Genomic DNA, 14569 nt, shown 5'->3' on the forward strand with positions numbered 1-14569 from the left:
ACACGACGCTCTTCCGATCTTTCTTTAAAACGGGACATCCAGGTATACAAGGTATTTACATTGACTCCGAGTTCCCTTGCCACCTGTGCCGCCGGTATCCCCGACTGTACACGTTTACATGCCTCTTCCTTGAATTCGACACTGTACGTCTGTGCCATAATTCTTCCTCCTGACTTTCTGGATAGATTATACCACTCGTTCTATGTGTCTATCAAATGGGGTATAAGGCATTACTCTCTTGACTATAGTCCACGCCTTGTTCATCAATTTTTTTAAAATTAACTGCACGAAATGGATCTTCATGATACTTTCAATCCTTGGTTTCCTTTTTAAACATTGGAAACTTCATATACTTTTCAATTCCGTTCTGTTCGCAAAAAATATAGTTTGTTATATGATCCGTAGCCAGCATCTGCCACAGGATACTTGGGATAGAAACCATAAGTTTGTTTGAAATGCTCCATCAAAGGAATTAAACAGTCCATATCTGAACGATAATGGTTCACGTCAACAACTGCGATATATTCATCTGCTACACCAATCTGTACATTGTATGCCGGCAAAAGCTGATCATTGCCCATGTAATCCGTTTTTATGCGCATAAAGGTAACTGATTTATCTGTTTTAGAATAGCTGTTACGATCAGGATCACAAATGTCAATTTTTTCTATATATTCCTGAAGTTTCTGACAGAAACCAGTCTATCCTTGTTTTGGATTATTATAATCTATAGTTGAAATTTTCATCGCAAGTTAATTTTAACATAAAAGAGGACCTTTCGTTCATTTTGAATGAAAAGTCCTCTTTTTTCCGTAGAGACTGTTATTTCACAGTCCCTCCCTCTCTTAGAACTGTCTATTTCCCGACAGCCCCTATAAATGTTTTTCATCAAAATAAAAATGGCGAAGTGCTTATCGTAACACTCCGCCGAAAGCCTAACCGGTTTGAGCCAGCTGCTTGGTTAGGTCTGCTATATTATTTTATGCAATTCCACTGCATTTATACACTTAAATGTTCTTTCCAATCTGCAGGAAGATTCATCGCTGCGAGACTGACCACACCATGATTATTTTGAATTAGCCTATCGAATGCATTTACAAATACTGTCCACTCCTCATCGGAAGAACGTAGATACTTCAGCGCCAGTAAGATTTGATACAAACCATTATGCGCTGGTGGTGGCGTAATTTTATCTATATCCAGAATTTCCGGTGTCGTATGAATTGTACGATTATAAATTCTGGAATTATGAGCACACATATTACGCAATACTGAAATGCCCTGTATCCATGAAGCAAGCATTTTCTGTGATGGATTTACCAAATTTCCTTTTTTCGATTTATACTGATAGTTTGACGCCAAGATAGAATATGAACTTCCAGTACCTGTTTTCAAATTCTTAATTAGTTTCGATAGCGTACCAAATGAAAGGACTTCAACCGCTGCCCATACAGGCACCTCTCCATCATGATTGTCAAAATTATGTTTGATAAACACATCATTGGAGCGAGCAATTTCTGACGCTACAGTAACCATATTCTGCCAATACCGTTTTTTCTCTTTAAAAATCGATGAATCTTGCAAAACAAGTGGCTCTCCGTGTATAAGCAATGCTTCCACCAATCGCACTCTCAACGCAACCTCAATCTTAGAAATCATTGAAAAAACCAAAGCAGATAATTCCTGGTCAAATTGATACAATTTTATAATATCTTCAAACTTTGTTCCCGGAACATACTTTTTTGCAGCATTATCATATAAATGAAACGAGTAGCCTCTCAAACGATAAAATCCAATTGACTTTAACGCCTTCTCTACATCTTCACGAGATGTAATCTCCATTCCTGCATCTACATAAGATTGCACTTGCTGTTCTATTTTTAATATTTGTTTTGGATATTGATACATAAAACACCCCATAAATAAGAAAGTCCCACCGGGTTGCGCATGAAAAATCAGAGGCGTGGTGGGTTCTGTTAATATTATTATACAGCTTTCAATGTTACTGTCAAGATTTCTTTTGTAAAAAATCAGCAGCTTCTCTTTGTTTCTTGAAATTATGCCATCATTCATTATATTTCTAATTTTCAAGACATATCTCTTGCCATTCCCCACATCGTGATTACCGATCCGATCTTCCAAAGGTGTAAATAAGGTGTAAATTCTACATTTTCATCCAAGAACCCCTGTAAAATCAAGACTTTTACCACGTCCCTTAAACACTGCCGTGGCAGATGAATAGTACCTTGTACGTGGAAAAATCAAAGCCCTGCTCGTAAAACGCCAGGTTTCTGTCAGCGGAATACTGAAAAAATCCGGCGTTTCACGTTCGGTTTATCATGCGAGGAAGAAACCCCGTTTTCCTTTTTGCTCAAAAAATTAGTGTAATTCTTTTACAAAGTCCACTGCATTTTTCATATCTTCTTCATTTGGACGTCCTTTTGCAATTCCACCAACCAGTTTAAATGGTCCGAATGTGTCATACCCTTTACAACCAAATTTTCCAATTACACTGGCATGTTTTTTCTCCAAAATTTGTTCTATGGATTTATAATTCTCACTTCCACCATAAGTGCAGATCAAAAATACCTTTTTATCTTCCGGTAAGTTCTTCTCCGCAAATTTCAGTATCAACTGATGAAATTTTGAAAAATAGATTCCTGATGCGAACCCAATCATCTCATAATCACTTAGGTCTGCATCTGGCTGTTTTGCAGCGTCAATCAAATCTATCTGACACTCTTTTGCAATTCTCTTTACTAATTTTTCTGTGTTTCCATGATGCACAGATGCATATACGGTCGCTTTTCTCATTTTTCTTCCCTTCTGCCTACTCCGTCAATCAGGTCATAGCTCATATCTAAAAAGTCCAGCATGTTTGCTTCTCTGACCGAACCATCCAGCAAAATCGTGATCCAGTGCTGCTTGTTCATATGGTATCCGGGTAAAAAACCATAAGTCTGAATAATCATATTGGTCATATCCGGATCACACTTTACATCCATGATATCAACCGGATCTTTTCCTTCTAATCCTAGTTTTGACTTTTCAACTGTCATGATCACCGCATACCATTTTCCATTTTTATGTCGGAGTACTGCGCTGTCCGGCGATTTACTCCACAAATATTCCGGAACTGTGCCATACTGTTTCTGCACGTATTCAAAAATTTCTTCTTTCTTCACAATCTGTTCAACTCCTGATTCTACTATTATCCTACAAGATTTCTTCTGGCTTTTTATTCAAATGACGTTCCATGAGCATCTGATCAATATTGTCATTGGTGTACCATTTTCCTGTCATCAAACCAATCTGCCAGCTGCTCTTTTTCCAATATCAACGGCATACAGTCATGTACTTTTATCATAGATTCTTTCCCTGTGACAACGGAGCTGACACCGAATGAAACAGAGTCCTCAATAGAAATATTTCTTAAAATGTGTCTACTCTATTGACTATGCTTCATCCATTAAAATATGAATAAAGCATCATTAATTTCTGCGAATGTTTACTAACCGCAGGACATCTTCATACGTTTTATCTTTATCTCGAATATCTATCATCTCTGTTTTTCTCCCTGCTCCAACATATATTTCTGTATTTCTTCTGATAACAATTTTCTGACTCGATAAAAACAATTATACCGGTTAACTTCCTTCCCGTCATTAAAAAATCACCTGATTTCTTATAGTTGAATGATACAACATCAATCTTCTGCTGTCATGGTCTTTTTCTTACTCTTATTATATAAGAAAAAGAGTCATTGGTATCACTAACATTGATAGTCATAAAGAAAGAAATTCATTGCCGCCTGTTGTCCTTTGATGTTAAATATATATTCCTTTTCTAATCGTCTCTTCATTCCTTGATGTTCATAAAAACCATAATTACAGCTTGTGTCTGTAAACAAATAAAATTCTTTGAGTTTTTCCTGCTTCATGTAATCCAGTGCAGATTGAAAAAGTAGTTTCCCAATTCCTTTTCCTCTGCATGAGGAACTTACGGCAAATAAAACAAGTTCTGCTGGATATACTTTGTTGTTTTCATTTAATAATTGCTTGTCGATTCCATTGACGCTTCCAAAAATTTTTGAAACATTTCGTCCCTCTTTTGAACTGTATAAGGACAGAATTGATTTTATCTGTAACAGTCGATTTGAAAGAAAACATTTATGCTTAGCAGTATTGTTCGCCAATATAATACCAACTACATTTCCATCCATTACCGCTACCCTTGAAAAGGTGTAGTTGGTTAAACAACTACTTAGAAATACCCTTGCCAGTTTCATCGCTGTTTTGGGACTGCTGAAATCATCATAATGCCATGTTTCCCTAATGATCGTTTCTAAGGCGTTAAAATCTTGTTTCTGATATTTGCGTAATTCTATTTGCATTGTTCTTCTCCTTGTTTTCATCATTCATATGATGTATGATAAAGTATACAGTAACTGTAATGTCAATGAGGAGCTATTACAAAATGAGAAAGGAAATGCAAAGGTTAACAACTGCACAATTTGCAAAATTACATGAAGTAAATAAACGCACATTACATTATTATGATGAGATCGGTCTTTTCCGTCCACTTACAAGAGCTGATAATGGCTATCGCTATTACGATATTTCACAAAGTATCGATTTTGAACATATCCGTATGTTGAAAGATTTGAACATGAGTATTGAAGAAATTGAAGCTTATCGAGAAAATCCCACACCTGCTGATTTCCTAAAGATTGTGAATGAGAAAGAAAAAGAAATTGATCAGCAAATTCAAAAGCTGAAGGATATTAAAACTGTAATGCAGAGAAAAAAAGAGAAAATCGTTTTTTGTGAAACTTTGCAAGAACAGGAAATCAGAATTGAAGAATATAAATCAGAAAGGCTTTTAGTTTATCCTTATGATTTCTCAGAAGATGATATATCACAAATTTTTTCTTACTTGAAAGATATCTGGGGAATAGAACAAATACGCATGGGAATGGGAAGTTTTATTTCTCTTGATAATGTATATAAGATGAACTTTGATAAATATGAAGGAATCTATACGATTGCCTTAAACCAAAAATCTGTTTCGAATAGCCGTATAAAACCACAAGGAACATATCTCTGTGGTTATCAAAAAGGTAAATGGGAGCAATTACCGGTCCTATATCAACAGATGCTTGATTATGCCCATAAAAATAATTTAAAACTTACCGGCTATGCTTATGAAGTCGGTCTGAACGATTTTGTTATTTCTAATGAAGCTGATTATATTACAAAAATTATGATTCAGATTGATGAAAACTCCTGACTTTACAGTTAGCGTATAGTTTATACTCTTTGTATCAAGATACAAGGAGAGGAATTTTAATGATGAAATTATTACTTCTGGCAGTAATTGTGCTTGCAAAATTTTTAATAGCCTCAGGCGTGGCATTAGTGTGCATTATATTGTCATTTATGTTCAAAGGTAAGCAATTACATAAATCAGCGCTTAAAAAGTTCCGCATAAAATTAACTTACTTTCCCTTCTATGCTGCCGCATTGGAATTTATTGTTTCTATCACCTGTCTTATTCCCACCCACACATTTACATCGGTAAATATCTCCACAACACTCCCTCGATCTGTAAATGGTGACTCCTGAAGAACAGAAAAATCTTTCATCATTCCATTATGGACAATATATTCCACGATCTGATTCACAAAATAAATCTGTCTGCTGTCCAGACTTGTATTTGTCAGGTACTCCGAAAATGCTTCTTTGGCAGCATTCATATCAAGTCCTACAATTTCACGGACAAATTCGCCAAGTGGTTTGGTTCCAACTTCATGTTCATAATCCTGTTTTGTGCCAACTTCGCGCCATAACACTTCTTCCAAAGCTGCAATATCCGCAGGCGTCAAAGGTTGGTTTGTTTTTAATTTTGCAATTGCAATATGATCCTGATGCTGTCTGATATAATGCTCTGCCTTTGCCTTATAATTCTTGAGTTCATCATTTTCAAGTTCAGATTCCTTCCATTCTGTTGAAAGCAGTTCATCTGTAAAGTTTGTTTCATATTTCATTGTCGTCTTTGGAATATACTTCATCAAATCACGGAGTTTTTCCCTGATTTCTTCAAATTCGTTCATTCCGGCATGATCAAGATAATTCGTATCCAGAATCTTATGGATCAAATCTGACTGTGCGTGAATTTCAGGAATATTTGCCACACTTGCAATTCCGGCAACTTTTTTGCACAAATCTGTATAAGCTTTTGAATACTTCTTTCCAGCTAAGTAAGCCAGCTCAATTCCGTACATGAGCGCATCAAATCGAACAGCGCTTGCCTCATCTCCATCCGGCAATATCAAAGGCGCAATTTCTTCCCTGACAATTAAGGTATCCTCATATGTAAGAGCATTATAATTTAATTCCGAAGAATACAACTCCACATACTTTAGATGCTGACACACCGCAAAGTTATCTCTGGGCAGTTCCTGTACTTTCTCACTCATTTGCCGAACCAGTGCATTACGATAAGCAATCAATCTCTCTGTCTGATAGTTGATATCCTGAAGCTTATAGGAAATTTCAAATTTCAAATGAAAAATTGCCCCTTGAAGTGCCATCACATTTGCGCTGGCTTTTCCTTTATTCATTCGGAAAAATTCAAAGTTTCCGCAAAAATCAAAAATATAAAATTTCTGCTTATCTTCTCCATCAAGTAAGCCCGCGCAAAGTCTTGTACCTCGTCCAATCATCTGCCAAAACTTCGATTTACTCATGACTTTTTTAAAAAATACTAAGTTCAGAACGTCCGGCACGTCAATCCCCGTATCTAACATATCTACAGAAATTGCAATCTGAGGCATCTTTTCTGGATCAGAAAATTCATCAATGGCACTTTGGGCATAAGTCATATAATTATCGATTACTCTTGCATAATCCGGAAGACGTGGATATTCCTTATGAAAAACTTCTAATATTTTTTCCGCATGATGATGATTCTTTGCAAAAATAATTGTCTTTCCAAGTTTCTGTCCATAATCAATCTTGATCCCCTCTGTCATCAATATATTTAAAACCTGCTTTATCGTATCCTCATTGAATATCCATGTGTTGAGAGCTGATGAGCTGATTGATTCAGGCAAATCCCCATGTTCATCCTCAAAGGTTTCCTCATATACTTTCTTATCCTCTTCTGACAATTCATCATATACAATTCCCTGCTCTATAAACTTCAATTTCGATTCCACAGAAACATAATCCACCAGATATCCGTCCTTTACAGCCTGTGCCAAATCATAGCCGTATGTGGGTACGCCGTTTTCCAATTCAAAAACTTCATATGTATTCTTATCAATTTCATCCTTTGGTGTGGCCGTAAGCCCTACCAGCGGAGCATCAAAATAAGAAAAAATATCTCTGTATTTGTTATAAATGGATCTATGTGCTTCATCACAGATCACAAGATCAAAATGACCACAGGTAAATAATTTACCTTCGTTATCGCTTACCGTATCAATGCAATTGATCATCGTCTGATAAGTTGAAAAAACACAATGGGCATTGTAATTGTCCTTTTCTTCCACAAGATTTGTACAGGATAAATTCGGCAGCATATTCACAAAGCTTCGTTTCGCCTGAGTAACCAGCGAATTTCGATCAGCGAGAAAAAGTATATTTTTGATCCATCCGGCTTTCAGCAGACAATCACACAATGCAATGACCGTTCTTGTTTTTCCGGAACCTGTTGCCATAACAAGCAAAGCTTTTCTGCGGTTCTTTTCATCGAAACTATTGCATACCGCTTTTATTGCAGCTTCCTGATAATATCGACCGGCAATCGTTTTATCTGCCATAACGTGTTTCAGACTTGTTCGCATCGTCAATAAATTGAACCACTTCTCCAGGTCTCTTTTGGAATAGATGGATGAACATTTCCGCTCAGGATATTGTCCATCTATGATGCGTGTTGTAAATCCATTTGTAAGAAAAATAACCGGTCTCCTCTTATATTTTTGTTCCAGTAAATCAGCATAAAGTTTTGCCTGCTGTCTTCCCTCGGAAACATCCATACAGGTTCTCTTAGCTTCAATCACTGCCAATGGACGATGCATATCATCATAAAGCACATAATCAGCAAAACCAACTTCTGACCTGTTGGGCATTCCGGAAAGTTCTACTTCATTCATCCAGTTTTTCCCTTCTATCCAACCTGCATCCATAAGCATGGCATCAATATATAGTTTTCTGGTTTTGTATTCTGACAAATCAAGAGGTTTCGGGACATAAGTCTGCTGCTGTTCCTGCCTTCGGGCAGATAATGCCTCTTTCATGGAAGCATTTTCTTCCATTAATTTCTGTAAATCAAGCTCTTGTTGGACAGACTTCTCCCGTGCTTTTTCCAATTCTGCTTTTATATCTTTTGCTGCCTCTTTCGATTTCCTCGCTTTCTCAATTCGAGAAGAAATGATTTTTTTATCAAAAGAATGTTCTTCATACTGATCCGAATAGCAGTACGAAATAAAATCCAAATAAATAAAGAGATTCTCAAGACAGAGCATCGCCTCATCTCTTCCTAATTTTTTATTACTGTGAGCTACATTGTTTCCACATCTCCTGATATAATCCATGCGCTTCCACAAATCCGGACCCACGATCTGTCGATAGTCTTCTGCATTCATAAGACTGTGCAGATTATCCTGATATGGCATTTCAAGCTCCGAATCCACAGAATACATCCATTTTATCGCAAATTCCATCGCTCGACGGCTATTGATAATACTCGCCTCCGGATCCATGAGGATAATCTTCTCCGCCGATATTGCAACATCTGCAAATCTTGAAAATTTTGATTCACTTTTCAGGTAGTCAAAATTAGTTATCATCAAATCCTCCCCCTTCTATCCATGATTCTTTCATTCTTTATCTTTTCACGGAATCTGATGCTGATGTTTCAGGCTTAACATCTCAAATTCGTATTCTTCTGTTCCCTTTGCGATTCTAAACCTGATTCAGATTGTTTCATTCATTTATTTTCTGAAAGCTGCATGTATTGGTATCATTATAAGACAAGTTTTTAACCATTGCTTCTATCAACTCCAATCATTATTTAAAATGTAACTTTTGATTTAGCGACTTGGTGGACAAAGTCTGTAAACTCATTCTGCATTTCCACTGGTGGAGTAAAATATTCCAAAGTTTCCAATGATTTCTGAGTAATTTTAGGTTGACCTGAAAAATCTGCATATTGATGAAAATCCATTACTTTCATCAATTCTGCCAAAAACTCTAATGTAAACTTATTCGTTTTCTGTTCCTTAATGTATATTGCATTATCAGTAATCCATACCGGTTCCGTAACCATATGCACATTTCCGCACCAAGCTCCCACTCTTCCTATAATTACTGTCGGATAATCCACTAATGAACTATCCGTGTACCAAGCAATACCATTTCCACCATACACAGGAATTCCTTCATCCAGTCTATTTCCCTTTGGCAAAAATTTACCACTAGAAAATTTAAACAGCTCACTACCTTTATGAGATTCAAACCCTTTTTCATTAATATAGTAATCACCAAACATCTCGACAAATCGACCTTTCATAAGTTCATCCAGTTTCTGCAGTTCCTGCCAACGCAGATTGATAATTTCTTCTATCCCTGAAAGCTTATCTACAATACTCTGTTGCTCATCAATACATGGTAAATCAATTTTTATTTTTAACAAATCACCTTTTGTAAGACTCGGAATAGTAACAGTCTTGTTTAAACACTCAAAATCAAAGTGTTTGCAAAAATAATACAAATACCTTGGTAACAAAATTTCCTGCTTTGCCTCTAAACCAAATGCTGTATCAACATTCCAAAATGGTTCTTCCACGAAAATAGGATTGTTGATACTTCCTTTACGACCAACAATTACAGTGTTTGCATTGCAAAGATAATCATCTGCATGACCAATAATGCCACCGCTTCCGTAAATTGGATATTTGCCCGTTGGATTCTCTACAGCCTTTTGATTTTTACCATTTTTTATGATCAATACATCATCAAATATCATATGTTCATCCCTGCAAACCCGAACTTGATTACCTCAGGCAATAAATTTTTGGTGAGATGTTTTTACATTACTTTGATTTACAATGGCATATTGCATTGTGGTATCGATTTGAGAATGCCCCAGTATCTTTTGCACCTGTTCGATTGGCATACCTTTATCGATTGCTCTTGTTGCCATTGTTCTGCGAAATTTATGTGGATGAATTTTTTCCATATTTAATTTTCTGCCAAGAGTGCGGATACGAATCTCCACCCCACTAATCTTCAAACGATTATGAGGTGCATCTAACGATACAAAAAGTGCAGGATTATCATCATCTCTTTTCTTCAAATAACTTTGTAAATGCAGCTTGGCTTTGGCATCAAAATATACTTTTCGTTCTTTATCTCCTTTTCCAAACACAATACATTCTCTGGCTTCAAAGTCCACATCCGAGATATTTAGATTTACTAACTCACCTACACGTATTCCCGTAGAATACAGTAAATCAATCATGGCCAGATCTCTGGAACAGCCACAATAATCCCTAAGTAATTCTATTTCTTCATCAGAAATGATTTCTTTTACAGTTTGTTTCGTTTTAATTTTATGAATACGCCTCATTGGACTCTTTAAAATATAATCTTCTTCCTCAAGCCAAGAGAAAAAGCTGGAAATATTTCGTCGAATATTATCCACCGTAACTTTACTGCAGTTATTGATTTTCTGATACTCAACAAGATATTTCCTGATTTCTTCTGTAGAAATCTTTCTGATTGGTTTTTCTATATTTTGAAGCATTCGTTCTACCGTAGCATTATAATATTGGAGGGTTCTGGACGAACATCCTTCTATTTTTTTTGCATCTAGAAATAACTGTAGGTATTCATTATTTGAAATTTCTTCCTTTGGAACATTATTTTCTGAAAATGTTTGAAGCAAAACTTCCTGCAATTTCTTCATCTGTGAAACATTCAAATACTCTGCCATCTCATTAATAATCAATACAATCTTTTCTTCCATATTGGTACTCCTTTCAAATAGTACCAACATCCTTCTCCAAAAACTAATTAAATCATTTGATTTCCTAAGTGTCATTCCACAACTATAATGGATTTTCGTAATAAATATTTACATATTTTCCAATTCGATTCCATAATACTCTTCAATTCCCTCCTGCATTTTCACAAATTCAGGAATATAGTCTTTTAAAATAACTTCAACTAATCTTCTTGCTGCCAACGCATCATAAATATGCGTTAAATCATTTCTGTTTTTTAACATTCCGAGCCAACTATCCTCATCAATAAAATCAAAGATCGTATATGCAGTTTTTAAAATCATTTTGGGAGAACCTGTTGCAGATACAGCCTGTCCTTCATAACTTAACAATTCCTTTAACACTTTCCAACCCAATTCAAATTGTATAAAGAATTTATCAATGATTCCTCCTATAATAAATTCGTTGGATAAATCTTCATTTTCTGCTGTGATAAGCACTTTTAGATTGGATTTAAAATGTTCAAACTTCTTCATATACTATTTTCCCCTCCTTCTTAATGGATTCTCTCAATTCACTCTGTATCTCTTCATCTAAATTAATCATATCAAATTTCAAGAGGGTACTGGTTTCCTCATTTACATCCAACATAAAGCGAATAAAATCGCCACCTTGCACTGCCAAATCTATATCACTTTTTTCTCTGAAATTTCCTCTTGCTCTTGAACCAAACAAAATTACTTTTTTTACATTATATTTTCGGGCAAAATCTCGTATTTCCTCTATTACTATTGGTTTAATTCCTGTTTCTCCCATATTTTCTTCCCCTTTACCCAAAATACTCCTGCATTAAGCTATCAAACAATAACTGCGCTCCATCTAATGCTTTTTGTACTACAACTTTTGATTTGTCGACTTGAGATGCGAAGGTAGTAAACTCCCTTTGCATCTCGTATTCTGGCAATGGAATTCTTACTTTTACCAAATCCTTACTACGAATTCCTTGGGCAGTTCCACCCGTCCTATAAATGTTAATATCTCGTATAAATTGATCTAACTGCATATAAGTGCAAAGAAATACATTATCAACAATATCCTTATGTCCTTTGATGGTAATTACTCTTTGTCCAAGTGCAAATTTTTTGAGATAATCTGGTACCAAACAAGTATTCCCAAATGTATGACCTTCTGTAACAAATAGAATATCTCCCGGATAGCCAAAACCTCTATGCATCCAGTCGCTGTATACCTCTTCTGTAACATACTCATTCACATCTTTAAATACACCTTTACCTACAGATTTTGCATTTACCATTCTTATTGTTCCAGCTTCAGATAACTTCGGTGTTTTTCCTCGATAATCAACAAAATCCGTATCCTCACCGAACGTCCCATAAAAGCAATCACTCAAATTAAACATCTCAACAAATCGACCTTTGATGAGTTCGTCCAGTTTTTGAAGTTCCTCTTTTCTTGCATCAATAATCGATGCAACTTTATCCAAAATCCCGCAGACTTCAAGTTGTTTTTCATATTTTTCAATATTGATCTCTGTTTTTCGAATTACACTTAAATGCAGATTAGGTACGCCAATACCTCTTAAGCCTGCATCAAATTGTCTTTTAGCCACAGGACTATTAATTGCATACAACAAGTACTTCGGATATACAATGTCTTTCGGTCTTAATACTGCCAAGCTTACATAAACATCAAATATTTCATCTCTATCTACTAACGCAGCCACTCCTGTTGTCCCATTTTTAGCAAGCAAAATATCATCTTTTCTTGGACTCAATCGTGCGTATAATTTTTCGTGAAGACTTTTCGGTATACGCTTAACATTATTCCAATCTATTTTTCTTGCAGTCACATCTTTTGATGAAAGGAACATCACTCCACCCTCTTCGCAATATTTTGGAGTTTGATGTGTTCCATCTGTGATAAATTCACAGAGTTCTTCCAATTTATATTTCATGTTTATTCATCCCTACAAACCCGAATTGATCGGCTTTGTATATCCTTCCTTACAAATTTAATAATCTTTCCAGCTCTTCCATTTCCTTGCCAATCTCCAGCTCAATTTCTCGAATATTAGCTATAATTTCCGATGTGGGTGGATATTCAATAGGTACATACTCAATTTCTTTGTACTTATTCATACTGAGATCATACTTATTATCGACAATCTCCTGTTTAGGTACCAGGAAAGATGGATCGGTACGTTTTCTTTCTTTCTCCTTATCCAAATTGTGAAATCTTTCAATAATGTCCGGAATATCATTTTCTTCAACTGAAGTTCGCTTATCATCTAAGCTGAAACCATCTGCCTTCATATCATAAAACCATACCTGATCCGTTCCTCCATGTTCTGTTTTGGTAAAGATGAGAATCGCTGTTGATACTCCTGCATAGGGTTTAAACACACCGGAAGGCATGGAAATTACTGCCTCTAATCTCTGATCCTCCACAATTGCTTTCCTGATGTCTCTATGTGCCTTGGATGAGCCAAACAACACTCCATCCGGAACAATACAGGCACATCTTCCGCCGATCTTTAACATACGAAGAAAGAGTGTCAGAAATAGCAATTCGGTCTTCTTTGTCTTACAAACTTTCAATAAATCTCCTGATACAGACTCTGCATCAAGACTTCCCTTAAATGGCGGATTTGCAAGTATTAATGAATACTTATCCTTATCTGAATTCTGATCGGACAGACTATCCCTATATTCAATAAACGGATTGTCAATTCCGTGGGTCATCATATTCATTGCTCCAATACGAAGCATTGTTCGATCCATGTCATATCCATGAAACATGTGATTCATATAATGGTTTTTCTTCTGTTTGTCAAAGAAAATTTCTTCTTTCTTCTCTTTTTTCAAGTATTCTCCTGCTGCAACTAAGAACCCTGATGTTCCGCAAGCCGGATCACAAATCACCTCATCGCTGGACGGATCCATCAATTCCACCATCATGCGAATAATATGTCTTGGCGTTCTAAACTGACCGTTTCGTCCAGACTGTGCAATTTTTGACAACAAATACTCATACACATCTCCGCGTACATCTGCAGTTTGAATTTCATTCATCCTCTGATATATTTCATCCAGAGAATCCACTACCTTTGACAAAACAAGTGGTGTCGGCAATTTAAAAATTGCATCATCCATATATTTTGAATATGCGCTGTCTTTATCACTGTGTAATGTTTTTATAAACGGAAATACCCATTCCTGCATGACAGAATACATTCGGTCCGCAGGAAAATCATGAAAAACAGACCATTTCAGCTGTGAACCATCAATCATTCGCTCTCCGATTTTTACTTCCCCGGCAAAAATACTTTGATATGGAAGTCCAAGCATAACGCTTTCTTTCGCCGCTGTATTGTCCGAATCATCCAAATCATGAATAAACATCAAATAAGTAATTTGCTCAATCACTTCCAACGGATTTACCAAACCGCCGGACGCAAAAACATCCCATAAACTGTCAATTTTATTTTTTAACTTACCTGTAATCATCGAATCCTCCACTTTCCATACGTACTTTGTG

Annotated in this window: 14 protein-coding genes and 1 pseudogene; 1 reads left to right on the plus strand and 14 read right to left on the minus strand. The window is 36.0% G+C overall.

Features of this window, described 5'->3' with window-relative positions:
• The 7 genes and pseudogenes from AC27EF_RS09615 to AC27EF_RS09645 all read right to left on the minus strand — a co-directional run.
• Window positions 1–158: transposase (locus AC27EF_RS09615; RefSeq protein WP_487110626.1), on the minus strand; the 158-nt coding region annotated here is incomplete at its 3' end.
• Between the two features lie 198 nt (window positions 159–356).
• Window positions 357–602 carry a hypothetical protein gene (locus tag AC27EF_RS09620; RefSeq protein WP_487110536.1) on the minus strand — a complete coding sequence of 82 codons (246 nt, stop codon included), beginning with the start codon at window positions 600–602 and terminating at the stop codon, window positions 357–359.
• 397 nt (window positions 603–999) lie between these two features.
• On the minus strand, window positions 1000–2091 hold the full coding sequence (locus AC27EF_RS09625; protein WP_487110537.1) for an Abi family protein: 1092 nt from the start codon (window positions 2089–2091) through the stop codon (window positions 1000–1002).
• A 288-nt stretch (window positions 2092–2379) separates the two neighbouring features.
• Complete coding sequence (locus tag AC27EF_RS09630) at window positions 2380–2814, minus strand: flavodoxin family protein (protein ID WP_487110538.1); 435 nt, start codon at window positions 2812–2814, stop codon at window positions 2380–2382.
• The gene (locus tag AC27EF_RS09635) at window positions 2811–3185 is read right to left on the minus strand and encodes an MmcQ/YjbR family DNA-binding protein (protein WP_487110539.1); all 375 of its coding nucleotides are present in this window, start codon (window positions 3183–3185) and stop codon (window positions 2811–2813) included. The genes AC27EF_RS09630 and AC27EF_RS09635 overlap by 4 nt, the downstream gene beginning before the upstream one ends.
• A 49-nt stretch (window positions 3186–3234) precedes the next feature.
• Window positions 3235–3300 (minus strand): annotated as a pseudogene (locus AC27EF_RS09640) (YaiI/YqxD family protein); the annotation flags it as partial.
• 472 nt (window positions 3301–3772) lie between these two features.
• Entirely contained in the window at window positions 3773–4393 is a 621-nt protein-coding gene (locus tag AC27EF_RS09645) for a GNAT family N-acetyltransferase (protein WP_487110540.1), read from the minus strand.
• Between the two features lie 83 nt (window positions 4394–4476).
• Between AC27EF_RS09645 and AC27EF_RS09650 the strand changes: the two genes are divergently transcribed.
• On the plus strand, window positions 4477–5289 hold the full coding sequence (locus AC27EF_RS09650; RefSeq protein WP_487110541.1) for a MerR family transcriptional regulator: 813 nt from the start codon (window positions 4477–4479) through the stop codon (window positions 5287–5289).
• Between the two features lie 220 nt (window positions 5290–5509).
• Here AC27EF_RS09650 and AC27EF_RS09655 read toward each other — a convergent pair whose 3' ends face one another.
• The 7 genes from AC27EF_RS09655 to AC27EF_RS09685 all read right to left on the minus strand — a co-directional run bounded on the left by AC27EF_RS09655 (window position 5510) and on the right by AC27EF_RS09685 (window position 14538).
• Window positions 5510–8854 (minus strand): DEAD/DEAH box helicase family protein, encoded by a 3345-nt coding sequence (locus AC27EF_RS09655; RefSeq protein ID WP_487110542.1) that lies wholly within the window; start codon window positions 8852–8854, stop codon window positions 5510–5512.
• A gap of 224 nt (window positions 8855–9078) precedes the next feature.
• A complete protein-coding gene (locus tag AC27EF_RS09660) occupies window positions 9079–10032 on the minus strand; it encodes a restriction endonuclease subunit S (RefSeq protein ID WP_487110543.1) in 954 nt (317 codons plus the stop codon).
• 33 nt (window positions 10033–10065) lie between these two features.
• Window positions 10066–11034, minus strand: a complete 969-nt coding sequence (gene xerA / locus AC27EF_RS09665; RefSeq protein ID WP_487110544.1) for a site-specific tyrosine recombinase/integron integrase — start codon at window positions 11032–11034, stop codon at window positions 10066–10068.
• A gap of 108 nt (window positions 11035–11142) precedes the next feature.
• Complete coding sequence (locus AC27EF_RS09670) at window positions 11143–11547, minus strand: HI0074 family nucleotidyltransferase substrate-binding subunit (RefSeq protein ID WP_487110545.1); 405 nt, start codon at window positions 11545–11547, stop codon at window positions 11143–11145.
• On the minus strand, window positions 11534–11827 hold the full coding sequence (locus AC27EF_RS09675; RefSeq protein WP_487110546.1) for a nucleotidyltransferase family protein: 294 nt from the start codon (window positions 11825–11827) through the stop codon (window positions 11534–11536). The genes AC27EF_RS09670 and AC27EF_RS09675 overlap by 14 nt, the downstream gene beginning before the upstream one ends.
• A 13-nt stretch (window positions 11828–11840) precedes the next feature.
• Window positions 11841–12986: a restriction endonuclease subunit S gene (locus AC27EF_RS09680; protein WP_487110547.1), complete on the minus strand. Its 1146-nt coding sequence runs from the start codon at window positions 12984–12986 to the stop codon at window positions 11841–11843.
• A gap of 49 nt (window positions 12987–13035) precedes the next feature.
• Window positions 13036–14538: a class I SAM-dependent DNA methyltransferase gene (locus tag AC27EF_RS09685; protein ID WP_487110548.1), complete on the minus strand. Its 1503-nt coding sequence runs from the start codon at window positions 14536–14538 to the stop codon at window positions 13036–13038.
• Window positions 14539–14569: the final 31 nt, after the last annotated feature.

This window comes from Anaerostipes stercorihominis, assembly GCF_057535655.1.

Excerpts from the sequence above, each read along its gene's own strand:
- AC27EF_RS09670 (WP_487110545.1), bottom strand. The coding sequence starts at position 11,547 with ATGAAGAAGTTTGAACATTTTAAATCCAATCTAAAAGTGCTTATCACA.
- AC27EF_RS09680 (WP_487110547.1), bottom strand. The coding sequence starts at position 12,986 with ATGAAATATAAATTGGAAGAACTCTGTGAATTTATCACAGATGGAACA.
- AC27EF_RS09620 (WP_487110536.1), bottom strand. The coding sequence starts at position 602 with ATGCGCATAAAAACGGATTACATGGGCAATGATCAGCTTTTGCCGGCA.
- AC27EF_RS09650 (WP_487110541.1), top strand. The coding sequence starts at position 4,477 with ATGAGAAAGGAAATGCAAAGGTTAACAACTGCACAATTTGCAAAATTA.
- AC27EF_RS09675 (WP_487110546.1), bottom strand. The coding sequence starts at position 11,827 with ATGGGAGAAACAGGAATTAAACCAATAGTAATAGAGGAAATACGAGAT.
- xerA (WP_487110544.1), bottom strand. The coding sequence starts at position 11,034 with ATGGAAGAAAAGATTGTATTGATTATTAATGAGATGGCAGAGTATTTG.
- AC27EF_RS09645 (WP_487110540.1), bottom strand. The coding sequence starts at position 4,393 with ATGCAAATAGAATTACGCAAATATCAGAAACAAGATTTTAACGCCTTA.
- AC27EF_RS09660 (WP_487110543.1), bottom strand. The coding sequence starts at position 10,032 with ATGATATTTGATGATGTATTGATCATAAAAAATGGTAAAAATCAAAAG.
- AC27EF_RS09630 (WP_487110538.1), bottom strand. The coding sequence starts at position 2,814 with ATGAGAAAAGCGACCGTATATGCATCTGTGCATCATGGAAACACAGAA.
- AC27EF_RS09685 (WP_487110548.1), bottom strand. The coding sequence starts at position 14,538 with ATGATTACAGGTAAGTTAAAAAATAAAATTGACAGTTTATGGGATGTT.
- AC27EF_RS09655 (WP_487110542.1), bottom strand. The coding sequence starts at position 8,854 with ATGATAACTAATTTTGACTACCTGAAAAGTGAATCAAAATTTTCAAGA.